Source organism: uncultured Acetobacteroides sp. (assembly GCF_963667355.2).
In the GTDB taxonomy this organism is placed as follows: domain Bacteria; phylum Bacteroidota; class Bacteroidia; order Bacteroidales; family ZOR0009; genus Acetobacteroides.
In genome coordinates this window covers 2,566,717-2,588,721 of the sequence record NZ_OY763328.2, presented here as the reverse complement: position 1 = coordinate 2,588,721, position 22,005 = coordinate 2,566,717, and the positions used below count along the sequence as shown (strand labels likewise).

17 protein-coding genes are annotated in these 22,005 nt (G+C 47.6%); 2 read left to right on the top strand and 15 right to left on the bottom strand.

The features are described 5' to 3' along the window. Positions 1-12 precede the first annotated feature (12 nt). The 11 genes from ACHZA1_RS10710 to ACHZA1_RS10660 form a co-directional block, all read right to left on the bottom strand. Positions 13-483, bottom strand: a complete 471-nt coding sequence (locus tag ACHZA1_RS10710) for a chemotaxis protein CheD (RefSeq protein ID WP_320051874.1) — start codon at positions 481-483, stop codon at positions 13-15. Between the two features lie 36 nt (positions 484-519). Next, the gene (locus tag ACHZA1_RS10705) at positions 520-1,407 is read right to left on the bottom strand and encodes a HAMP domain-containing sensor histidine kinase (RefSeq protein WP_320051873.1); all 888 of its coding nucleotides are present in this window, start codon (positions 1,405-1,407) and stop codon (positions 520-522) included. A gap of 74 nt (positions 1,408-1,481) precedes the next feature. After that, complete coding sequence (locus ACHZA1_RS10700; protein WP_320051872.1) at positions 1,482-2,336, bottom strand: protein-glutamate O-methyltransferase; 855 nt, start codon at positions 2,334-2,336, stop codon at positions 1,482-1,484. Positions 2,337-2,413: 77 nt separating this feature from the next. After that, positions 2,414-3,427, bottom strand: a complete 1,014-nt coding sequence (locus ACHZA1_RS10695; protein ID WP_320051871.1) for a hypothetical protein — start codon at positions 3,425-3,427, stop codon at positions 2,414-2,416. 347 nt (positions 3,428-3,774) lie between these two features. Beyond that, on the bottom strand, positions 3,775-7,185 hold the full coding sequence (locus tag ACHZA1_RS10690) for an MCP four helix bundle domain-containing protein (RefSeq protein ID WP_320051870.1): 3,411 nt from the start codon (positions 7,183-7,185) through the stop codon (positions 3,775-3,777). A gap of 20 nt (positions 7,186-7,205) precedes the next feature. Then, positions 7,206-7,715 (bottom strand): chemotaxis protein CheW, encoded by a 510-nt coding sequence (locus ACHZA1_RS10685; protein ID WP_320051869.1) that lies wholly within the window; start codon positions 7,713-7,715, stop codon positions 7,206-7,208. Positions 7,716-8,163: 448 nt separating this feature from the next. Beyond that, positions 8,164-10,203, bottom strand: a complete 2,040-nt coding sequence (locus ACHZA1_RS10680) for a chemotaxis protein CheA (RefSeq protein WP_320051868.1) — start codon at positions 10,201-10,203, stop codon at positions 8,164-8,166. Further along, a complete protein-coding gene (locus ACHZA1_RS10675; protein WP_320051867.1) occupies positions 10,203-10,568 on the bottom strand; it encodes a response regulator in 366 nt (121 codons plus the stop codon). The genes ACHZA1_RS10680 and ACHZA1_RS10675 overlap by 1 nt, the downstream gene beginning before the upstream one ends. 204 nt (positions 10,569-10,772) lie before the next feature. Then, on the bottom strand, positions 10,773-11,084 hold the full coding sequence (locus tag ACHZA1_RS10670) for an STAS domain-containing protein (RefSeq protein WP_320051866.1): 312 nt from the start codon (positions 11,082-11,084) through the stop codon (positions 10,773-10,775). A gap of 1,049 nt (positions 11,085-12,133) precedes the next feature. Beyond that, positions 12,134-13,810, bottom strand: coding sequence for a hypothetical protein (locus ACHZA1_RS10665; protein WP_320051865.1), 1,677 nt, complete (start codon positions 13,808-13,810; stop codon positions 12,134-12,136). Between the two features lie 687 nt (positions 13,811-14,497). Beyond that, entirely contained in the window at positions 14,498-17,128 is a 2,631-nt protein-coding gene (locus tag ACHZA1_RS10660; RefSeq protein WP_320051864.1) for a DUF5916 domain-containing protein, read from the bottom strand. A 602-nt stretch (positions 17,129-17,730) separates the two neighbouring features. Here ACHZA1_RS10660 and ACHZA1_RS10655 point away from each other — a divergent pair. Both ACHZA1_RS10655 and ACHZA1_RS10650 read left to right on the top strand, forming a co-directional pair. Further along, positions 17,731-18,153 carry a SufE family protein gene (locus ACHZA1_RS10655; protein WP_320051863.1) on the top strand — a complete coding sequence of 141 codons (423 nt, stop codon included), beginning with the start codon at positions 17,731-17,733 and terminating at the stop codon, positions 18,151-18,153. 17 nt (positions 18,154-18,170) lie between these two features. Continuing rightward, positions 18,171-18,491 carry an iron-sulfur cluster assembly protein gene (locus ACHZA1_RS10650; RefSeq protein ID WP_320054908.1) on the top strand — a complete coding sequence of 107 codons (321 nt, stop codon included), beginning with the start codon at positions 18,171-18,173 and terminating at the stop codon, positions 18,489-18,491. 32 nt (positions 18,492-18,523) lie between these two features. Here ACHZA1_RS10650 and ACHZA1_RS10645 read toward each other — a convergent pair whose 3' ends face one another. From ACHZA1_RS10645 to ACHZA1_RS10630, 4 genes are all read right to left on the bottom strand, one after another. Continuing rightward, positions 18,524-19,744 carry an ectonucleotide pyrophosphatase/phosphodiesterase gene (locus ACHZA1_RS10645; RefSeq protein ID WP_320051862.1) on the bottom strand — a complete coding sequence of 407 codons (1,221 nt, stop codon included), beginning with the start codon at positions 19,742-19,744 and terminating at the stop codon, positions 18,524-18,526. 180 nt (positions 19,745-19,924) lie between these two features. Beyond that, positions 19,925-20,470, bottom strand: coding sequence for a hypothetical protein (locus tag ACHZA1_RS10640; protein ID WP_320051861.1), 546 nt, complete (start codon positions 20,468-20,470; stop codon positions 19,925-19,927). A gap of 124 nt (positions 20,471-20,594) precedes the next feature. Next, entirely contained in the window at positions 20,595-21,197 is a 603-nt protein-coding gene (locus ACHZA1_RS10635) for a LuxR C-terminal-related transcriptional regulator (RefSeq protein WP_320051860.1), read from the bottom strand. Continuing rightward, positions 21,194-21,919 carry a hemerythrin domain-containing protein gene (locus ACHZA1_RS10630; protein ID WP_320051859.1) on the bottom strand — a complete coding sequence of 242 codons (726 nt, stop codon included), beginning with the start codon at positions 21,917-21,919 and terminating at the stop codon, positions 21,194-21,196. Before ACHZA1_RS10630 ends, ACHZA1_RS10635 begins: the two co-directional genes overlap by 4 nt. Positions 21,920-22,005 lie beyond the last annotated feature (86 nt).

Below are 22,005 nucleotides of genomic sequence, written 5' to 3'. Positions count from 1 at the left end.
CCTACCTGTATCTTACAACTTCTTTTCGATTATCTTTTGGAAGACCTCGCCTGTTGCTGTTACATACATCAGTTTGCGCCCATTCTTGCCACCAACGCTTTGCGCCACAATAGGAATTCGATGTGCCTCCAGCAGCTCCTTTGCGATGGCGATGTTTCGCTCTCCAATGCGAAAGTTGGCGATGTTGGTTTCAATAACCTCCCCTCCTCCGAATACTTTTGCCCGTAGATTTGCCTTGCTACTCCCTAAAAGGAGCATTCGCTCTATCAACTTTTCAATGGCTATATTGCCATACTTCGGCGAGGCCAGCCCGTTGCCGTTCCAAAACGGCAGCATGTAGTGGTTGATACCTCCTATTAAGAGAATGGGATCCCAAAGACAAACAGAAACGCAAGAGCCAAGAACTGTTACCACCCGATGCGGCTTCGCGCTAGCAAAAAGAGCCGACGGATATAAAAAATGCTGTTCAATGTTATCCATCATGCATGTTTTCGATTCGTAAATGCACCAGAGGTGATGCTAGAATATCTCATTATCGGAATCGAACATGATTTCGTTGGTATCAAAAGCAAAACCATCAACCTCGTCGACCACCAATGCTTCTGGGATTCGTACCGTAAAGCGACTTCCCTCGCCCGCCTTGCTCGATACCTCTATTGTGCCCTCAAGCACCTCGAGCATTGCCTTTGCTACCGTAAGCCCAAGTCCGTAGCCCACGTTCAAGGTGTTGATGTTGGTGTCGATTCGCTTAAATCTATCGAAGATAGACTTCAGATTGTCCTCGTCGATACCAATGCCGTTGTCAGCAAGGGTGATTTCGAGGAATCCGTTTGCGCAGGACATGGTAACCTCAATATGCCCTCCTGTTTTACTAAACTTGATTCCGTTATCCAGCAAATTTAGGAAGACCAGCTTCAGCTTATCGGCATCCGTTTTAAACACTCCCCCCTCGGCGGTACACTTGAAATCGACGGTTATGTTTCTTTTCTGTAGCTCTAATCCATACGATTCAATGATGGACTTAAGCAACGAGGTTACATCTACGCTCATGCAGCTCAGCTTTGCTTCGCCAGCCTCTACTTCGGCTGCTGCGAAGATATTCTGCAGCTGGAAGTCCAGCGAGAACGCCTCGGAGTGTATCATGGCTGCCATTTGCTTCATCCTATCAATATTGTCTGGTCCGCAAGCCTGTATATGCGTGGCCAAACCTAGAATGGATGCAAATGGATTTACAATTTCGTTACGAATGTTGGAAAGGAAGTTGCTCTTCATCCTCTCCGACTCCTCGAGCTTCCTATTCAGCTCCATCAGCTGAACATTCAGCTCGCTTAAATGCTTTAGCGAATCAGTATTTTGTTCGAACCTGCTTTTTAGCTCGTCTAGCAGCTCCGCATCAGTTAATTTCATTTGTTGTAAGCTTTTTCGGTTTAAACCTGCCTATTCCCCTAAGATCTCAATATTAAAAGTTACCCTCTACGAGGCTATACTTTTACAAAAATTGTTGGCTTTACCTGCTTTAGCGGTACATTCATTGCCATTATCGATTCCGAATGCCCTAGAAAAAAGTAGCCGCCACGCCTTAGCTTAGCTGCCAGCTTGTTTATCACCTTCTCCTGGGTCTTCTTATCGAAATAGATTAGCACATTCCGGCAAAACACCATGTCGAAGCTATCTGGAGCATCGTAGTAGGAGTCCATTAGGTTTAATCGCGCAAACGTTGTCTTTGCGCGTAGCTCTGGAGTTATCCTAACCGTCTTTTTTAGCGGATCCTTGCTCCGTAGCAGATACTTCTTCTTTAATTCCAGCGGAACAACAGCCACCCTATCCTCCTTGTACACCGCATCAACGGCAATTTGGAGCACTTTTGTTGAGATATCCGTGCAATGAATATGGTAGTCGAAACTTTTGTTTTGCTCGATGTAGTTTTCCATAACCATTGCCAGCGTGTAGGCCTCCTCGCCACTCGAGCAACCAGCGCTCCACACCTTCAAATTCCTTTTTACTGATGATCGGCTTGTAAGCTCTGGCAGAATGGTGTCCACCAGAAAATCGAAATGGTGCGGCTCGCGAAAGAAGTCGGTTTTATTCGTGCTTACCTGATCCATCATCAGCACAATCTCCTCGTGCCCATTCTTGCTGAACACGTAATCGACATATTCGGTAAAGGAGGGGATATTTAATGCCCTCAACCGCTTTTGGAGCCGGCTCTGGAGCATTATTTTTTTCTCTACGGGCATCTTAATCCCGTAGTTGCTATAGATAAATTCGCTCAAACGGCTAAACTCCGTTGCCGACATTTTCAGAATTAGCTCACCTGCTTCACGAGGATCCTGCATCAATAAAATAGTATGATTATTAGCAATTACACCTACATTGTCGGATTTGAATAACCCAAGCTAGCGCAGCTCTAAGCTCACGCCACCTCCTGCTGCTTTTGCAGCATCGACACTATTCGTTCGTTGAGCCCTTTTAGGTCGCTCGAATGGTTGGAGTAGATGCGTCCGCCTCGCTCCACGAAGCTTAGCGTTTGCTTTAGCGCCGTTTGCACCATACCGTAAACCGATACTCCGCTCTCCTCCTCCTGATCCCATTCGTACCTGTCAATAAGATCGCTTGCAACACACGAGGCAGCATCGTCGACCACCTGGGCAACCTCCTCTTCTAGGAGGGCTATAACCTCATCTCCGTTGCTCATCTCCAGCTCTGCAATCTCCTGCTGCATCCTTTTTATTGCAAGGATTCTCTCGTACTGGCATAGCACCAGATAGGTTCCCTTTGATAGCGCATTAAGCGTTCGAATGCCCGCATAGAAGGTGATGGAGCTCGATTCGAGATCGTAAATCCTAACCATCGTAGCATCTTCGCGCGTAAGCGTTGTAAATGCGTTAAGGATGCTACTCCATATCCTACAAAACTTTTCGAGCTGGTTGATATCCTTGATGAAAAGAGCCTCGTCGAAGCTGATTTGCAGCAAATGGTTGCGCTCCTCCATCTCCATCGAATACTCATTCCCCTCCAGGGGCCTAACCAGCGGCTCAAGGCTGGCAACTAGCTGCTTTAGCTGACCTTGAAGAGCTACAACTCGCGTACTATTGTTCTCCAGTTCCTGTACCAGCGCCGAATAGTCTCCATTGCCCTTCTCAAAGAGCAGCTGTAGGCGGTCTGATGCCTGAGCGCCCAGCAAGCTAGGATTCTCCAGTTTCTCAAAAATTCGCAAATATCCCTTTTCCCAATCCTGCGGATTTACCTCACAAAGGCTTCCCTTCAGCAGCTCCAGCTCCTTGCCTAGCAGTTCGCCATCGGCAGCATTCCCCTTCAGAGCCTGTGTGCAAAACCCAATAAGACGTTGATAGTGCTCGCTTATCCCGCTGCGCGTAATGCCGTCGGAGATATAGTTCGCAATTTTTATGAGTTGACTAATATTCATGTGCTTCAGCTGGGTGTAATTACCGGACAGATGAATGCTTCACCTGACATCAAGACCCATAAACAGCGTACTTAATCGGATGCCTGCGAAAAATTATGCAATACCCACGGCAGGATTAGCCACTTAGCCAACCTAACGTAGGAGTTCAAAAACATCGATTAATGATTTGCTGTGAAAGAAGATATCTGCTCCCCGCAAAATAATGCGGAGAGCAGAGTAAATAGAAGACTCAGGCAGTAAGGCTCAAAAGATCGTGATCGGTTGCCGCAGAATTTCCCCTAACTAAAAACCCAACAGCCTCACATTATTCCGCACAACGATACGACCTAATCATTTAGAGCCCACTGCTAGAATCTTTCGTAATCTGAATCTTTTGCGCTAGAGTGCAAGTTGATTTTTACCCCCTTCGACTTAACCGAAGCCTCGTGGTTGTTATCCTTTATATTCAGATGCTGAACCTGGATGTTTCTTTTAGGCTGGTTATTGACCTGAAATTGGGATTTAGAACGACCCACATTGTCAACCTTAAAGAAGGAGATCATCTCGCGCAGCTGATCAGCCTGGTTGGAGAGCTCCTCCGACCCTGTTGCCATCTCTTCCGAGGCGCTAGCATTCTGCTGGGTAACCTGGTTGAGCTGATTAATGGCATTGTTGATCTGGTTAGCCCCAGAGTTCTGCTCAAGCGAAGCAGCGGTAATCTCCTGAACTAGGTTTGCCGTTTTCTCAACATCGGGAATAATCTGGACCATCAGCTTGCCAGCCTCTTCGGTTAGCTCGACGCTGGTTTTGGAGAGAACATCAATCTCTTCGGCCGCAATCTTCGAACGCTCGGCGAGCTTACGCACCTCAGCGGCAACAACGGCAAATCCTTTACCATGCTCACCTGCTCGAGCAGCCTCAACGGCAGCATTTAGAGCAAGAATGTTGGTTTGGAAAGCAATATCGCCGATGATGGTAATCTTAGAGGCTATCTCCTTAACCGATTTCATGCTGTCGTTGGAGGACTTGCTTACCCTTTGCATGCCCTGCGCTGCAGCAATCGAGATCTTCTCCGTTTGCTGTGCATTCTCGGTATTCTGCTGAATGTTGGAAGACATTTCCTCCATCGAAGAAGAAACCTCTTCGGCAGCCGAAGCCTGCTCCGAAGCACCTTGCGATACTTGTTGAGCGTTGGCGCTCATCTCTTGGCTGGCCGCAGCAATATTATCAGCCGCTGACTGTACCTGAATCACCACATCCGATACCGACTTAACCATATTCATCAAAGCCCTAATGAGCTCATCCTTGTCGGAGCGCATCTTAAGGTCGACGGTAAGATCGCCATCTGCAACCTGCGTTGCCTTGGCGGTAATATCGTTCAGGGTGTCTATTAAAATGTTGATGTTGTTCTTGATGTTGTTGAAATCGCCATTGTAGCTCTCGGTGATCTTCGCAGGCATGTCGCCCTGAGCGATACGGTCGATATTTTCGGCGGCCATATTCAATGGGCCTATCACGGCATCTAGCGTGTTATTCACGCCCTCAATAATCTTCCTAAAATCGCCCTGATGCTTCTCGGCATCCGCTCTTGAGGCCAGTTTTCCGTCCACAGCAGCTTTTGCTAGCATGTTAGCGTCGGCAACAAGCCCCTTGATTGCTTCAATCATCTGAATAAATGCGGGAATCAGCGTATCGTTCTCACTTCGCTTACCCACCTTCTTCAAATCCTCAAGATCGACCAAATTACCCCTACTGATGTTATCGGTGATGCTAATAACATGTAAAAGACGTGCTCTTACATTATTTACAGCGGTTGCAGTGCTATGGTAAATCCCTTGGTAGTTTCCTTCCACCATATGGCTGTAGTCGTTGTAGGCCATCTCGCCTAAAACCTTCGAAGCCTCAACCAAGCCTCCTAAACCATCGATACAATCGTTAATGTTGTTCTTTATAATGTTGAAATCGCCGTTGTAGCTTGCCGTAACCTTTTCTGGAATTTCTCCCTTGGCAATTAGGGCGATGTTTGCGGCGGCCATGTTAAGTGGCTCTATCACGGCATCCAGCGTATCATTTACGCCCTGAATGATTCGCTTATACTCGCCCTTATGCTTTGTCACATCGGCACGGGTGGCCAACTTTCCATCTACTGCTGCATTCGATAGCATGTTAGCATCGGTAACCAGCGCACCAAGCGAGCTTCCAACCATCTTGAAGCTCTCGTTAATCTTGCCGAACTGTGCCTCAACCTCCTTGGTGTACTCATCGGCAGGTGATAGGGTGAAGTCAAGATTCAGATCGCCATCTCCAAGCTGCTCCAAGTTCTTAGCAACGATGCTAACCTGGTTCTCGGTATAGCGTTTCACGCGTAAAGTAGATGTAAGGTCGGTAACGGTTTCCACGAAGCCTACCTTCTCGCCCTTAGCGTTATAAACAAACGCCGTATCCTGCTTGCAGTTCATGCCGCACCAGTCGAAGAAGCTTTGTCCAACTCCCATGCGCAGCTGCTCGATACCGCAGTTCTTGGTTCGGCAGATGTTGGCGTTTGCGGTAGCACAAGGACGTCCTAGCGCCTCTTGGCGATCGCGAACGTAACCCTGATCGACCATCAGCTTCTCAAAGTTCTTGTTCAGGAATACCCAGTTCATGCTATTATCGATCACATGGATGGGGAATGGAACCGCATCGAGAATGGAACGGTACCACTCCATCTTGTCCACCACAATGTCCAGCGTTCCATTAACTCCTTCAATAACTTTTCGGTAATCACCTTGATGCTTCGACACATCGCCACGGGTAGAGAACTCTCCCTTAATGGCAGCGTCCGAAAGCATATTGGCATCCTGCACCAGGCCGTTAACGGCATCAATTGCCTGGTTAAGGTTGTTCTTTATGATGTTAAAACCTCCGTTATACTCTTCCGTAATTTTCTCTGGGATATCCCCTTTACTAATCCTTTCTATATTTCGGGCAGCCATATCGAGCGGGCGCATAAATGCATCGAGCACCTTGTTCATTCCAAGAACAAGATCTCGGAACTCGAAGTTGATTGAGGCGGCATCGCCACGCAATGTCAGATTCCCGTCGATAACAGCAGTTACCAGCTTGTCGGTTTCATCTTTGATGGCCCCTGCGATCAGTATTATGGCGCGAGCAATAAACCACCCAAGCACAATGGCTATCACTATGCCGATAAACATGAAGATTCCCATGGTAACAACGGCCTTATCAGCAGTGTCGGAATTCCCTTGGGCTACGCGTTGCGCAACCTTTAGCTTACCACTTTGCAATGAGTCGAGCGCAACTTGGCAAGCTTCGTTTGCCTTTTGCCCCTGCTCGCGCATGCGAACTATTGCTTCGGCCTTTTTGCCGCTCATGGCTAAGCTCATAATCTTCTTTGCCTCGTCCTGATAGTCTTTTTTCGCTGTTTGCGCCTGACGGAGCTGGTCCCGTACATGATCCGTAAGGATGGTCTTCTCGAAAATGGCAGCAGACTTCTCGAACTGGCTGCAATGACCATCAAACTTATCGGAGTACTTCTCGAAATCCTGCTGGCTGTCGGAAAGAACAACCTCGCGCAGGTTTACGCGCATGCGCTGGAACGATGACTCCATATCCATAAGGTCAGTTAGTGGAGCGGTCATCGTCTCATATAAACGTGTATCTTCTTTTTCTAGATTTCTGATGTTGGAAATACCCACAAATCCAACAGTTGCCGCAATGGCAGCAACTAAAAGGAAGCCAAGCAGCAGCTTAGTCCTAATTGTAAGGTTCTTTAGCATGTTTTTCGTTGTTAGGTGATTTAAAAATGTTCTTCGCTGCCCGATTCCGATGTGCTATCGCGCAAGATGAGCGCCTCATCGGAAGAAAAGACCTTATCCATATCCAGCAACATGATGAAATGCTCGTCGTTGAGCTTATACATCCCATTAATGAACTCCGACCGATACCGACTCCCAATGTTGGGCGGTGGCAGAATCTGGTGGGGTTCAAACTCGAGCACCTCCTGTACGGAGTCGACCAGTCCGCCAACCTGTAGAGCTTCGCCCTCTACCTCGACCTCCAATACTAGGATGCAGGTGTTGGGGGTGAACTCCGTATCCGACATCCCGAATTTTACCCGCGTATCGACTACCGGAAGGACCGTTCCCCGAAGGTTTATTACCCCTTTCATGTAGGGGGGAGCCTTGGGTACCTTGGTAATCTTGGTCATCTCGAGGATATTGAGAACCTTACTGACGTTGGCAGCAAACGTTTCATCCCCCAGCTTAAACGACAGGTAAGAGTTTAGCATCAATTTTTCTCCATCCATATTATCCCTTTCTTTTTAAGCCATTTTTCTATTAGTGTCTCTCCAATTCCCTTACTACGATTCAAAAAAATATTTGGAAGCTCTTTACCTTTAGGAATTTCTCCTTTAAAGTATTGATCCTATATGCCCAATATCAAAACCCAATAATTTAGTCTCCCTCAAATTGGTACGAAACGAGTGCAATCCCCAATTGCACAACCCTAATTCGAAGGCTATCCCCCGCTGGCGGGGGTGGGGGGTGGACTTTCGGTATAAAATAGGCCCCGGTTCAGCCCTTTATTCCCAAACCCGTTCATTAGCATCGCAGCGATTCCATCAAGTTGCATCTTCCACCCCCTTGCCCCCGCCAGCGGGGGATACGCTTTGTGCCACGAAAGGCTAAATCATTAGCATCTCCTTGCTTGGGGGGTTAAATACCCTTTAAAGCAAAGCTCCCGTTCAACTCCAGCTACCGCGCAGCAACCTGCTTGATGATTTTTGCGGTATCGAGTACAAGCGCTATGGTTCCATCCCCCAAAATGGAGGCTCCACTTACAATATCGAGATTCTTAAAAGTCTTTCCCAGCGGTTTAAGCACCGCCTGATATTCTCCAACTACCCTATCGACAACAATACCAACGCTCGAATCGTTGTAGTTAATCAGCACCACCTGCTCCTGCTCGTCTACGCTTATGGGGTAGTCGAAAACGGTGCGCAGGTACACGTAGGGTATTTGCCTGCCGGCTAGTACAACCTGGTTGTTGTACTTCTTAAGCTCGCCATGCTTTATTCCAAATATGGTATCGACCACCGATAGCGGAACCACAAAGTAGGTGTCCGAAATTTGCACCAGCAGCCCATCGATGATGGAGAGCGTCAGCGGAAGCTTAATGGTTAGCGTTGTTCCCTTGCCCTGGGCCGACTCGATCTCCACCTCGCCCCTTATTTCGGTAATTTTCCGCTTCACCACGTCCATGCCAACCCCTCTACCGCTAAGATCGGTAACCTTTGCGGCGGTCGAGAAGCCTGGGAGAAAGATCAGCTCCAACAATTCCTGCGCGCTGAGCATGGCGTCGGGCGAGATGATTCCGGCCTGAATGGCCTTTTCTCGTACCCGCTCGGTGTCTATTCCGCCGCCATCGTCAGCAATCTGGATGTGTACGTTTGTGCCCGAGTAGAACGCCTTGAGCTTTATGGTGCCCTGCGCCGGCTTTCCCTTGGCAAGGCGATCCTGTGCGCTCTCGATTCCATGGTCTAGGCTGTTGCGCAGGATGTGCATGATGGGGTCGGCAAGGCTTTCGATCATCGTCTTGTCCAGCTCGGTGTCGGTTCCTTCGGTTACGAAGGCCACATCCTTGCCCAGCTCGGTGGATACGTCGCGCACCAGGCGATGGAAGCGCGTTAGCATGCTATCTAAGGGAATTAGGCAGATGCTAAAGGCGGTATCGCGTAGGCGCCGCGATATCTTGTCCATCTCCTCGGAGATGACGGTGAGCTCGGGCAGCAGGTTGTTTTCGGCAAAAAGGCTCAGACGGGCTTGAACGGTAACCAGCTCGCTCACCAGATTCATCAGCCCGTCCACCTTATCCGATGAAACTCGGATGCTCGATATTGCCGCATCCTTGGCCGCCGCTACCCTACGGGCATGATCCTTTTTGCTTGGGGCCGGCTTATCCTGACGCAGCGATTCTACGAACCCGAGAAGGTCCGCAGCGCTAAAGCCGCTTCCGGCGCCGTATATGGCGGCAATTTTATCGGTAAAGAGGCTCGTACCTAGCAGGTCGTAAGCTGCTAGAGGCACAATCTGAAGGTCGCAGTCGTCCTCAACAAAGATGAAAACATCGCGGAGAGCGTTTTCGTCCTCATCGGTAGCGAGGAAGATGCTCCATGCGGTGTAGCAGGCATCTGCCTGAAGCTCCTGCAGCGTTGGAATGCTGCTGGTATCGGCATACACAATGCTTTTGCCCATGCTGCAGAGCTCATCGATAAGGAAAAGCGGGTTGGTACCCGTCCTAAAGATGTCGGCATGCGGCTTAAAGCTGATAAAGTAGGTCGAAGAGGTACGCGCACCATCCCTACCGTCCTGTTCGGCCGCTGGCGATGCGCCACCCGACGTCGTCTCTGCCGCCTCGGCTCCCGAAATAAAGGTGTTCACCCTGTCGGTAATCTGTTTCGATTCCAGCAAGGTTTCCTCCGATACCAAATCGCCCTCGTTGAGCAAAGCTTTAAGATGATCGACTGCCGAAAGCGTTACCGTAAGCAGCGAAGACGATACCGCTATCTTACCCTGCCGTACATGGTCGTAAACCGTCTCCAGGTTATGCGTAAACCGGTCGATGTGGCTAAAGCCGAACATCGCGCTGTTCCCCTTAATGGTGTGCATAGCTCGGAAGACCTGCTCGATGTGCGAGCTATCCGACGGATCTTCCTCCAGTATCAGCAACGACTTCTCGAGCTCCTGAATAAGGTCAAAGGCCTCCTCGAAGAACTTCTTTCGGAACTGATCCATTAGCGTACAACTTTAGAAACGGCAGCAAGCAGCTTCTCGGGAACAAAAGGCTTCACAATCCACCCAGTAGCCCCAGCCTCTTTTGCCTGTAGCTTCTTCTCGGCCTGCGATTCGGTGGTTAGGAAAAGTATAGGAACAAACTTGTAGCTTCCACTTGCCCTAACCTCCTTAATAAGCGCAATACCGTCCTTGTTGGGCATGTGAAGGTCGGTTATAACCAAGTCTATATGTGTTCCATCTAGGTATTTAAGCGCATCCTGTCCATCAACAGCTTTCATAACTTGATGACCTGCGCTTTCCAGCGTAAACGAGACAACTTCTCGGATACTTTCGGAGTCGTCAACAATCAAAATGCTTTTCCCCATCGTCTGTAGTCCCTTTTTATTTTTCTAGTATAGATTCATTGCATCGCGAAACCCGTAAAACAGCGGTTAAGCGTACAAAATGGTTTAGCCAATAAGTCATGCATGGTAGAAATTACAGGTAGCCAAAAAAATCTGCCCCTTACTACGCCTACCAATCTTTTTCTGCTCTTACCCAATGCTCCCAAGCCATCGGGCAAGTGGTGCCTACCGGAGCAGGCTGCTATATCCCGAGCATTCAACCAAGCTCTGCGCATCGCCCGAGTAGATAATCTCGAAGGTCAGCGTCCGGTTCTCCTGCTGCAGCAGCTTCTGGAGCGATACCAGCAGCTGTAACCCCGAGAGGTCGATCTTCTCGACATTCGAGGCAATAAGATGCACCGCTCCACCGTTACTAACCATAGCCAACAGCTCCTGCCTTAGCGCATCGCTATTCTCAAGGGTAATGTCGCCCTCTACGGTAATCGTTTGTCCTCCCTGTGCAGGAGCTATTTCGTTTTTTACGCTAAATGTTCCCATCAAAAAAATAATCAGAGAAAGGTTAAAGCCACATCAGCCCCTATATAAAAACTAGAATCTCGCTCTATTCACCCCTAAATCCCCTAAAGGGGACTTTGCGGCAGCTCAACATATTAGGAGTTCCCCCAGCTACTATTCGGCATATTGCCAAACTAACTACTTCGCCATAGCCCCCTTTAGGGGGTTGGGGGTGAATGCTGCAAACCTTTTCAGCAGCCCCAATGCGAACGCTTAAGTGCGATATTCCCTTCCAAAAATCCCTAGCAAGCTGCTAGATGTTAATTCTTACCGTTCGAAATATGGTATTCGCTCTTTCGAAGAACGCCTGCAACACCTCGACAGACATTCACGGACTTTCAACTTTGGTTTACCGCTTTTCGAGAAAGCCCAACGCCATCTCGACGATAGCTTACGCCATTTCAAAATTGGTTTACGCCATCTCGACGATGGTTTACGAGCTCGTAAACTTTCGTAGAGATTTCGTAAACATTCCGAGAGATTTCGTAAACTTTCGTAGATGTTTCGTAAACCTTTCTCGAGATGCCGTAAACTTATCTCGAAGCTCCGTAAACCTCTCTCGAAAGGCGGTAAGCTTATCTCGAAGCTCCGTATGCTATACTCGAAGGTTCTCAAACCTCCCTCGAAGCGTAAAATACTCGTTTCGAAGCTAATTGCTCCATGCTAAAAGCTCGCCATGCTGGGTTTCCGATGCAAATTGCCTCAGCAATCGTGACATCAACCCCAATAAGAACCAGCTTCTAGCTAGTAGTAAGCCCCGTGAAGACTAGGCAGCATCCAACAGCCAACCAATTATCCCATTATAACAGCCAACAGATCCTAAAAACACTCTTCCCGATTTCTCTTACCCCCAAAAGGGTAGGAAGAGCTTCACTAAAAAATCTGCCTAGCTTCACGAGGAGCTTACACTAACTCAACTAATAGACTTCCCTCTGTTCAAAATTACTTGGCCGCTCCTACTTTTTAAGCGACCGGTTATCAACGTATAAGAATTTCCCTTAATCCTCTACATTCTATTCTGCAATGGCTCGCTAAAAGAGCTCGAGGTTATCCTCACCGACAGCACATTCGGCCATTGTGCCGCCATAAGCTCCAGAGCCATTCCCCGCTACACCTAAATATATCTTACGATGAATCTCCCTTTCGCTTTGCATCGTATATCCCTTTTCTATTTCTGCCAATCCCTGTAGGATTTGCTCGTCCGAAGCGCCAAACAGCCGGGGCAGCTCCGAGAGCTTTGCTAAATCGTCTATTACCTCCGAAATCTTCTTGCTAAAGAAGTCGGTATACTTATCATGAACCTCGCGGGTATTGTCCTCTTCGGGTAGCAAGATCGAGCTGGCATTATCCAGCTTCGAGCCACACTTTTTTGCATACAGCTGGTATACCGATTCGTTGTAGCACACCTCGTGGCTCCTGCCGTAGGCCTCATCAACAAAATGCATGGCAGCGGACACATCAGCATACTGCTTAATGCTATTGGAGACCTCCACGCTAAGCGTGAGCAGCTGGCTACGCGAGGCGGCAACGAGATCTTCCAGCTCATCGAAAAACGAGACATGGTCAAACTCTTCAGCCATACCACTAGCAGAGGTATTCATGTATTCAACTATGCTGCCCCTCATTCTAAGCAGCCCAACCTTAAGCCCACGAAAAGATGCCTGCAAATCGCCAACCGTTCGGATGTAGTTTTGCTCGTTGCTGGCCATCGAAGGGAGCTCCTGCTGCATCAAGCCCTCCACCTTTCGGTTAAAGTCGGCATCGAAATGCCACTTTAGGCAGGATACCTTTACAAAGGATTCCAGCGCTTCGCCCATTCTTTTGTCTATCGTGTTCAGGACGCTTCGGATTGCCGAAAAAGCGCCCATGCACTCCTCCTTTGTAGACTCGAGCTGGGCAATATGAAGCCGCGTTAGCTCGGGAATCATTGCGAGGTATTGGGGGATAAGCCCGTTACCCTTAGAGGATGCCAGCTCGTGCAGCAGCTGCTCGTACACCTCATCAATATGCTCCAGGCGCTGCCTCACCCTATCGTGAATCTGTATATTGGTAGCCAGCTTGTTGATATCTTCGAGGCAAAGCGCGGCATCGGTGCCAATGGTAAGCATTAGAGCCGAGGCGGTGCTGCTGCTCAGGTCCTGAGCCCTATTCAAGGAGTCTTCGGAAAAATCGAAGTACTTATTGATGAAAAAGAGGGCATCACCCGACTGTAAGATGGGCACCAAAAGGTTATCCAGTGCGATGATGAGGCAGTCGAGCCCATCTCCCTGCTCTTCGAGAAAGCCTACAATTTCGGTGTAGGAGCTAGTAGAGCCGTTAGCGGCGAAGGCGTGCATGCCGACCTTCTCCGTCAGCGTTCTGAAAGCGGTTCGCTCGGCCTCAACCTCCTTCTTTAGCCTCCAGCACTGGTGCTGGATTACCTGAAACGTTTGAAACAGCAGGTGGATCTGATTCCTACGATCTTCTATCCCGGATGCAGCAGCGTGCAAGCTGCGATCCGTTGGATCAATCCCGCCCATAGCATCAAGCAAAAGATCCGCATCTGTGGCAATCTCCCGAATCTCCTCGAAGTACACCTTCAGCCGCTTGCTAAGGTGGTTGAAATTCCGCTCCGAGTAGTCGTGCACAGAGCTCATCTTACAGCGCAAGCTGTAGAATTGCCTGTTTAAGGTATGATGGGTTGCTCCTATATCGCCATTTAGTTTCATTAACCTGCTGATTATCGCTTATTAACGACTGAATGTTTTTTATTCAAAACCTTGCCCCAAATATTGCCTCCACCATTCGCCATACCCAATAAGTATCTTAAGCAGTGGCCGAAAAGGCATAAAGCAAAGCCTCGTCACCTACATTTACCTTGTAGTAAGTAACTAAAATTGAACATGAAAAAATGTAAAAGGAGAGTTAGTATCCCAGGAGATAATTATTCAAAATGTCATTCCCTTTTTTTCCTTAAAACAATATTCCCTCTTCCCTTATCGAGTGTAAATATATTGCAATATCCATTAAATTAAACAGCGCGTTTGTCTATTTATTGCGATATATGGTTATTTAAGAAATAGGAAGGTAATATTACCATACAAAGACCGCTTACAAAACCTATAACGTTTGCATAAAATGGTCGAAAACGCGCGCAAATGCGCAAAACACTGTATCAATACACCTTACAAAAACGAAAAAATAAAGCCAAATCAAGTTTCACTTTGCATGCACATCCGTGTAATTACACTCATTATGATAAGTAGTACCCAATCTGACGGTTTTACGGCCTTGCAAAAGTCTACACATGTATTAATGCATTTAACACAATGTGCCTTTACCGAATTTCTGTTTTTAGAGCATCAGCAAAGGCACATTATTAGCCCAAAAGTACCACCTGGCCTAGCAAAATAGCGCTATCGCCCTACTCTAAACGATGCCTTAACAAGAAACACGTTGTAGGGGTATGCCGAGAAGAGATCTCCGACATCCTTGCCAACCTGCGATCGTCCCAAGCTGGTGCTGTGGCTCCGGTTTTGCGACCAAACCACAAACAAGGTATTGCCGGGGACGTACTCCCAGCGGAGCACCATGTTGGAAAGAAACTCGGTAGACGTAAAGTTGGGATTGTCGAATTCGTACGTACCGACACCCGCCTCATTTAGCTTGTAGGTTTCGTTGGCAGCGTCGTAGGATATTTGGTTAGGGGTAAAAATATGGAAACGCTCCGTGTATTGGCTGCTCATCACCTTGTTGGCGCGCTTAAACTCCGAGTAATCTCCGGTTGCCACAAAAGGTTGTCCCCAATACTGCAATGTTAGGTTTGGGGTGATGTTGAAGTTTACCCGAAGCGATACCCGGAATACCTTTTGCCTTATTTTTGCGAGAATGTACTGGTTGGTGCTGCTACCCGTAAACTTATCCACATACTGAAGCTCATTGGTCTCCTTTAGGTAGCCTGGCGCCACCGAAACATTTAGGAACGACGACGGCCTATAGGTAAAAGTCACGCCATAGTCTACAAACACGTCGCTCGAATTGGATGTACTTTTCCCTACCGAGAAATTTGCCTCTGCGAAGAACTTTTTGCTATCATCGGAGCGAAGCCCAAACCATCCATTTAGGTTATCGCCCATTTTTACAGATGGCCCACCACGTAGCAAGTCCGTTGAAATCTGATCGAAGTTTACGTTTGTGCCAAGACCCATATTCCAGAGGTTTTTAAAGGTTATATTCCCGTTTACATTACCTCCGATTCCCTGATATTCTCCGCCATAGGTCCACTCGGCCCACTGGTTGAAGTTCAGATTAGCCAGACGCATTATTCCTTGGGGTTTGGTGAAGCGGTAGCCTGCCCAGTATATCTCCGTAAGCCGATCCACGGTTCGAACAAAGCCCAAATCGTTTACCTCCAGCTGCGGCGATTTCCAAAGCCCACAAAAAAGCATTCGAAGCTTCCCCGACTCCTTCGAGAGTATCAATCGTCCTCCATTACCCGTTAAGGAGGTTCGTGAGGAATCTACTCCCAGATGTGGAGCGTCTGGCCGCTGAAAATAGTGCCCCGCAGCCTCCTGTGTTTCAACAATTGCCTCCTTCGAACCGTCAACCCTGCTAAAATAGGTGCTAAAGGCTAGCGACCACTTCTTATCGGCGAAGTACTGGAGCAGGTTTACGCCTCCCGTGGTGGCGCTCTTGTGCAGGTAGCAGAGCTGGCTGGCGTTGATGTTCCGAATGGTGGAGGTTACGATAGCCCCAAACTGCGTATTGGCGTTATTCATCTCCTTCGAGACCCGGGCAACGGCGTAGTTGGTGAGCGGTTCTATCTCCAGCTCATGCTCGCCGGCTTTGGTGCCAACGCGCGCAAACTCCTGCGAGGTAACAGCCTCCATGACGCCCACCGAAAGGCCGTTAGGGTTGCGCCCAGATATTTTGGCGGCACCTAGAATAGTGGTAAACTCAGGCCGCTTCGTATACTCATCGTCCTTAAGATCGGGATCGTAGTGGGGACGTCGTCCGATACGCCGGGTGTAGAATAACGACTCGCTTCCCAGGTCGCCATCGCCCACGCCAAGCCCAAAGGAGAAAATATTGCGCCCCTCAACAAAGAATGGACGACGTTCCTGCTGGTAAATCTCGTATGCGGTAAGGTTTACCTGCGATGGATCGGCATCAACCTGCCCAAAGTCTGGATTAACGGTTATATCGGTAGTCCAGCTGTTGCTTATGCCGATCTTGGCGTCGAATCCAACGTTTGCCTTGTAGGCATGACCGGTTCTACAGAATGGATTATCGGCATCCTTCCAAAACTTATCGGCTTGAGCAACCACGTAAGGGGTAACGTTTAGGGGCAGCTTCGAGTCAACCTTTTCATGCCACCTCATAACGCCCAAATTGGCATTCCAACCCTGCTGCTCGCGGCTCATGGGCTGCCAGACATCGCGCTCCTGCAACCTGAAAATCCAGCGAACAACCTCTAGCCCCCACTTCGAGTCTTCGGAGGGCTTAAAGCGGAGCTCCGCCAGCGGAATACGCATCTCGGCGTACCAGCCTCTTTCATCCTTCGACGTCTTTACCCACCAAATAGGATTCCAGCTGTCATCCTGCCCGTTGTTATCCGACGAGGTGTAGTCCAGCTTCACCCCAGAGGCGTTAACGTAAAAACAGAAGGAGGTGATATGGTCGTTGTAGCTGTCAAACTCCAACCCTACACGGTCTCCGGCAGCATCATCCCTGCGCGAAAGGATTGAAGATATCTTAGCGGATTCGGTATCCAAGCATCGGAACGCCGCATAGATGTAGCTATCGTCGTGGAAGATCTTAAACTCAGTTTCCTGCGAGGGCTTTGCCTTTTCGTTGGGGATATATTGGGTAAAATTCCCCTCCCACGTTCCCTGTTGCCATATGGCATCGTCGAGCTTACCATCAATGGTAGGAATAGGGGCCGCATTGCGCGAAATTGACACTTCGCGCGTGGGCCTATCTACAGCAAGCCCCGTAAAGGAGGAAAGAAGAATTGCCGGAACTAGTAATATTTTCCCTAAATGCATAGCGTTCTTTTTTCCATTAAGACGTATTACACAAAAAATAGCTACAGTTTCCTTTTATGCAATCAAACATTTTTTTTTACCCCACACTCAGACGAAAAGCATCAGGGATTTTCATTTACAACTTAAAAAAACGTCTATTGGAAGAACGACCAACAAACGGCAGACAAACTTCCCAGCACAGTATAGCGTTCCTCCGTAAATACCATGGCGTAGCCATACCAGACTGGCACGAATTCTGTTCGAGCGAGCGGAGCAACTACAACACCAACTAACGCATTACTGCTAAAAGGACTAGGAACAACCATTTGAGATGAAGAGATTCCACCGCGACCGAGCGAGTTAATTCGTGCCAAGGGTTTTTCATTCTTTTTGCCCTTCAAAAAGAATAGAGAAAGAGATGCATACTTTCATTTTAAGCGCAGACGGTTTCTTGAATAATGAGGCTATATCTTAAAAGGCTAAATCCTTATGAAAGGCATCAGGGATTTTGTCCAAACCACCCCGACCCCTTCTATTTTTTATGCTTAAACAAGTTAGAATCCCCTATATGGCACACAATCTTTCATCATATTCCTATATTTGCATCACTAAAAAAGTACACCATGACAGTACAAGAAGTGGAAGATCAGATTGTCGAAGAGTTTAGCATCTTCGACGATTGGATGGATCGCTACAACTACCTAATAGAGCTCAGCAAGGACTTGCCGCTCATCGAGGAAAAGGAGAAAAACGAGCAGAACGTTATTAAAGGATGCCAATCGCGCGTTTGGGTTAGCGCCGAGTACAAGAATGGGCTGATACACTTCACGGCCGACAGCGATGCCATCATCACCAAGGGCATCGTAGCGCTACTTATCCGCGTGCTCTCCGATAGAACCCCGCAGGAAATCCTCGACAACGACTTAACTTTTATCGATAAAATTGGTTTAAAGGAAAATCTCTCGCCAACACGCGCAAATGGGCTTCTGGCAATGATTAAGCAGATGAAGCTGTACGCCCTAGCCTACAAAACTAAAGGCGAGTAAACTCTTAACAAACGATGATGGACGCCAACCGCATACTTGAGGTAGAAAAGGAAATCGTAGCACAGCTGAAAACGGTTTTCGACCCCGAAATCCCCGTAAACGTATACGATCTGGGGCTTATCTACGAAATAGACGTAGAGCCAGACGGCTACGCTACGATTAGAATGACCCTTACTGCGCCAAACTGCCCAATGGCAGAGGCTGTAATACAGGATGTGAACGACAAAACCCGCATGGCATCGGGCGTTACCGACGTTACGGTAATCCTCACCTTCGACCCACCCTGGGATAAGGACATGATGTCGGAAGAGGCAAAGCTGGAGCTTGGCTTTCTGTAAAATACAAAAGAAAAGAGGAGCTATCTCCTCTTTTACTTTTTCTTCTCGTTTAGGAATATGCTATCCAGCACCGACGGAACGCCATCATTGGGAGCAGGAGCTATACCCAGCGCCTTGCAAACAATGTTGTAAACGTTTAGATTCTCGAACGAAGGCGCCTTGTACCCCTTCTTGAACATTGGACCGCAAGCGTAGAATATCCCTTGCATATCTTTATACTCCGGATCGTAGCCATGGGTTCCCTTAATGTAGCTATCTGCCGGTTGGTTCCTATTCATCTTCCACGTTACGCTCCAAAGGCTGTCTGCAACCACAACAAAGTCTAGCGTGCGCGGATTTTTCCCATAGTTAAGGCGCGCCGGCACCTCCGAGCTTCGCCAAGCCTTTATGTGAGGCAACCGCTTTAGCGCATTATACACCGAGTCGGTATACTGAGGTTTTGCCTTAATGTTCATAGCTGGATTATCGGCCTGCACCTGAGTAACCCAATCTTTTTTGATGGCCGTAGAGAGTTCCACCACCCTATCCTTCGATATTGGAGCCATCCCGTGATCCGAAACAATAATCAGATTCACCTTAGCGCCACTAGGTACGCCTGCCAATTTCATCCTAAGCACCCCAATAAGGCTGTCCAGCGATTCCACCGCTGCTTTTGTCTGCTCCGATATGGGTCCGTTGCGATGGCTAATGGCATCAGGCTCCTGGAAGTAGAGTAAAACAAGATGCGGACGACTAGAAGCTGGAAGCTTAAGCCAGCTAACCACGCTATCAACCCTATCCGAAAAGGGAACAGCGCCATCATAGGGCTTCCAAATCGATGGCAGCTTTCCGTTTATCGGAATTTCGCTTCCCACCCAAAAGAACGACGCGGCCTTAACGCCTTGCCGCTCCGCCGTATTCCACACAGGCTCTCCTCCGTAGAATTTTGGGTCGTACTTAGCCTTTTGGTTACCCAACGAGAACGATTCGTCGAACTCTGGCGCGTAAAACGAGTTGTTCACAATTCCATGATGGTCGGGATAAAGCCCCGTAGCCATGCTATAATGATTCGGAAAAGTCTTTGAAGGAAAGCATGGGATAAGCGACTCGGCGCTCACCCCTTCCTTTGCCATTTTATCGAGGTTTGGGGTATGGTATATCCTCGAATAATCCCATCGGAAGGCGTCCATAGAAACCAGCACTACGTACTGATCCTGAGCAATAACAACAACAGCAAAAAGTAAACCTAAAGTAAAGAGTATAGCTTTCTTCATGATATGCCAATTTGAAGCCAAGGTATAAATTTTTCGGGTTTATGATTTCCCGTTGCCACACCAAAAAACAAAGGGAGCATCCAAACTAGAGGATGCTCCCAATTATCTTTTGCTGCTATATAAATACTACCTTGTACGAAAGAAACTAACCCTACATTGGTCTCTATAACAGCCAGTACATTATTTTGATGCTTTAGAAAGCGCCTTTTCGAGCTCCTTAAGGTTACGTTGAGCATCTTTAAGTAGATCCGCTGCTGGTCCTTTTTTCTCCTTACCCTTATCAACATTCTTCAATCCGGTCTGGATCTTCTTATCAGCAGCCTTATACTTATTTTCTATTTCCTTAAGGTCTGCCTTATACTTGTTTTCCAAAGCCTTTTTGTCGTTTTTGGCAGCAGCAACGTCATCCTTATCCTTGCTCTTAAGCTGCTTCTCGATTGGTTCAATTTCGTTGTCAAAAGCTTTCATCAGCGCTTTTTCGTCAGCTTGCGCTTCTTTAGTCTCCTGCTTCCCTTCTTTCTCCATCTCCTTACCAACAGTAATAAGGCTGTCGGCTTGGTTAACTTTAGCCTGAGCCTTTTCTACTTTCTCTTCTGCTATCTTAATTTTATTCTCAAGTTGAGTTGCCTTGTCAACTTTTTGGGCATTAGCCGATAGCGAAAGCGATACAATAGCCAAGATAGCAACAGCTAGAGTCGCCACTCTTGAGGTTAGAGTCTTCATCATAGTATAAATAAGTGCTTGATTAATCTGGCGCAAATTAGAAAAAAAGGATACTCCATTACTATCCGATTTGAAAAAAAAGAGACTCCCCATTTCTTTTAACAATCCCATCCAAGATCAACCCATTTTACAGTTCCATGTTTTTCACATCTTCCAAACTAATAAGCTTGTTTACAATAGCATAAATAGTCAAACCAGATATTGACTTAATTCCAAGTTTACGGGCAATATTCTTTCGATGGGTGATCACCGTATGGGGCGAGATAAAGTTTTTGTCGGCAATCTCCTTGCTGGAAAGTCCCAAGGCAATATCACGAATAATATCACGCTCACGACTAGTAACCTCATCCGAGCCATCGCTTCCGAGCGCATCCTTTCGCGCTGCTAAAAACGATCTGATTGTCTCCTTAAGCCGACCAATTGACCATTGAGACGAGATATAGCCAATGCCTTCTGGAAAACCATCTGCGACTATGTCGTGATCTCCCACAACCAGAATTTCATCGTTGCCCAAAACGTTTTTACCTAATGCATCTTGCTGCTCCAGCTGCTTGAATAGCGAATGATCCAAAATGAGCATATCAACACCATGCTTACAAGCAGCGTAAAAGGCACCTTCACTGGCAGGCTTCAAAACCACCTTCACATTAGCCTCGATATCTTCCACAATGCCCTTTATCCCATGCTGAACTATCTCTGGATACACCAGTATTGCGACTGTCAGGTTCATTGCTTCTTTTTCTTTAGATCGGCTTCAAGCTTTACTACCTTTGGAATGAGCACGAGCTCTTCGATACGCGAATGGTCGTCGAGGTCGTTGTTTAAATGAAAGAGTTTTTCTAAAATTTGAAATGCCAAAACACTATCCTCAGCTTGAGGAACATGCCTTACAATTAAATTTTTAAGGTCGTTGAGTTTCTCCTCTATATTATTATGCTCGGTAATGAAGTCGTGAATGGTGTACTCCCTAAACTGGCGTGCCATCTCCTCCGAAATATCATCACCCTTGTGCGCACGCTCTACAGCAAGAGCGTAAGGAAACATGTACTCATCCTCGGTAGCAAAATGCTTCTCCATTTCGCTGCTGTACTCTTCGAAGAAGTTTCGCAAAAGCCCCTTGTATGGCGTCAAAGCCGACTCTGCGGCATATCGTTCAAAGAGTAAAGCCAGTTCAGGAAGCTGTTCAACAAGAAAAACCTTATGCGAACGCCTAAGGTAGTCGACAATCTCAACCACCGAAAATGTCTTCAAATGTTGCTCTGGCAAATAGGCAGAATCGTTGTAGGCATTAAGGATTGCAACCACAAAATCGGAATTAAGCGCATGTTTTAGGGCAACCTCTTCCACCGTGGCATCACCAAAACCAAGGGTCATTCCTGCCTTATGAATTACAGATAGCAGATGATGATTAAGATCTATCACCTCTGCCATTTTTGTTGTTTTCGCAATCATAGAATAGATTATATTATATAAGCACAGATTCGCTACCTCTCCAAACAAGTCTACCTGATAATAGTTTAGCGAACTTCAGCGTAGAC

Bases quoted from the DNA above. Each gene is read 5' to 3' on its own strand.
- ACHZA1_RS10685 (WP_320051869.1), bottom strand. From the start codon at position 7,715: ATGGATGGAGAAAAATTGATGCTAAACTCTTACCTGTCGTTTAAGCTG.
- ACHZA1_RS10710 (WP_320051874.1), bottom strand. From the start codon at position 483: ATGATGGATAACATTGAACAGCATTTTTTATATCCGTCGGCTCTTTTT.
- ACHZA1_RS10665 (WP_320051865.1), bottom strand. From the start codon at position 13,810: ATGAAACTAAATGGCGATATAGGAGCAACCCATCATACCTTAAACAGG.
- ACHZA1_RS10690 (WP_320051870.1), bottom strand. From the start codon at position 7,185: ATGCTAAAGAACCTTACAATTAGGACTAAGCTGCTGCTTGGCTTCCTT.
- ACHZA1_RS10640 (WP_320051861.1), bottom strand. From the start codon at position 20,470: ATGATGAAGACTCTAACCTCAAGAGTGGCGACTCTAGCTGTTGCTATC.
- ACHZA1_RS10695 (WP_320051871.1), bottom strand. From the start codon at position 3,427: ATGAATATTAGTCAACTCATAAAAATTGCGAACTATATCTCCGACGGC.
- ACHZA1_RS10655 (WP_320051863.1), top strand. From the start codon at position 17,731: ATGACAGTACAAGAAGTGGAAGATCAGATTGTCGAAGAGTTTAGCATC.
- ACHZA1_RS10645 (WP_320051862.1), bottom strand. From the start codon at position 19,744: ATGAAGAAAGCTATACTCTTTACTTTAGGTTTACTTTTTGCTGTTGTT.
- ACHZA1_RS10660 (WP_320051864.1), bottom strand. From the start codon at position 17,128: ATGCATTTAGGGAAAATATTACTAGTTCCGGCAATTCTTCTTTCCTCC.
- ACHZA1_RS10700 (WP_320051872.1), bottom strand. From the start codon at position 2,336: ATGCAGGATCCTCGTGAAGCAGGTGAGCTAATTCTGAAAATGTCGGCA.
- ACHZA1_RS10675 (WP_320051867.1), bottom strand. From the start codon at position 10,568: ATGGGGAAAAGCATTTTGATTGTTGACGACTCCGAAAGTATCCGAGAA.
- ACHZA1_RS10630 (WP_320051859.1), bottom strand. From the start codon at position 21,919: ATGATTGCGAAAACAACAAAAATGGCAGAGGTGATAGATCTTAATCAT.
- ACHZA1_RS10635 (WP_320051860.1), bottom strand. From the start codon at position 21,197: ATGAACCTGACAGTCGCAATACTGGTGTATCCAGAGATAGTTCAGCAT.
- ACHZA1_RS10705 (WP_320051873.1), bottom strand. From the start codon at position 1,407: ATGAAATTAACTGATGCGGAGCTGCTAGACGAGCTAAAAAGCAGGTTC.
- ACHZA1_RS10670 (WP_320051866.1), bottom strand. From the start codon at position 11,084: ATGGGAACATTTAGCGTAAAAAACGAAATAGCTCCTGCACAGGGAGGA.
- ACHZA1_RS10680 (WP_320051868.1), bottom strand. From the start codon at position 10,203: ATGGATCAGTTCCGAAAGAAGTTCTTCGAGGAGGCCTTTGACCTTATT.
- ACHZA1_RS10650 (WP_320054908.1), top strand. From the start codon at position 18,171: ATGGACGCCAACCGCATACTTGAGGTAGAAAAGGAAATCGTAGCACAG.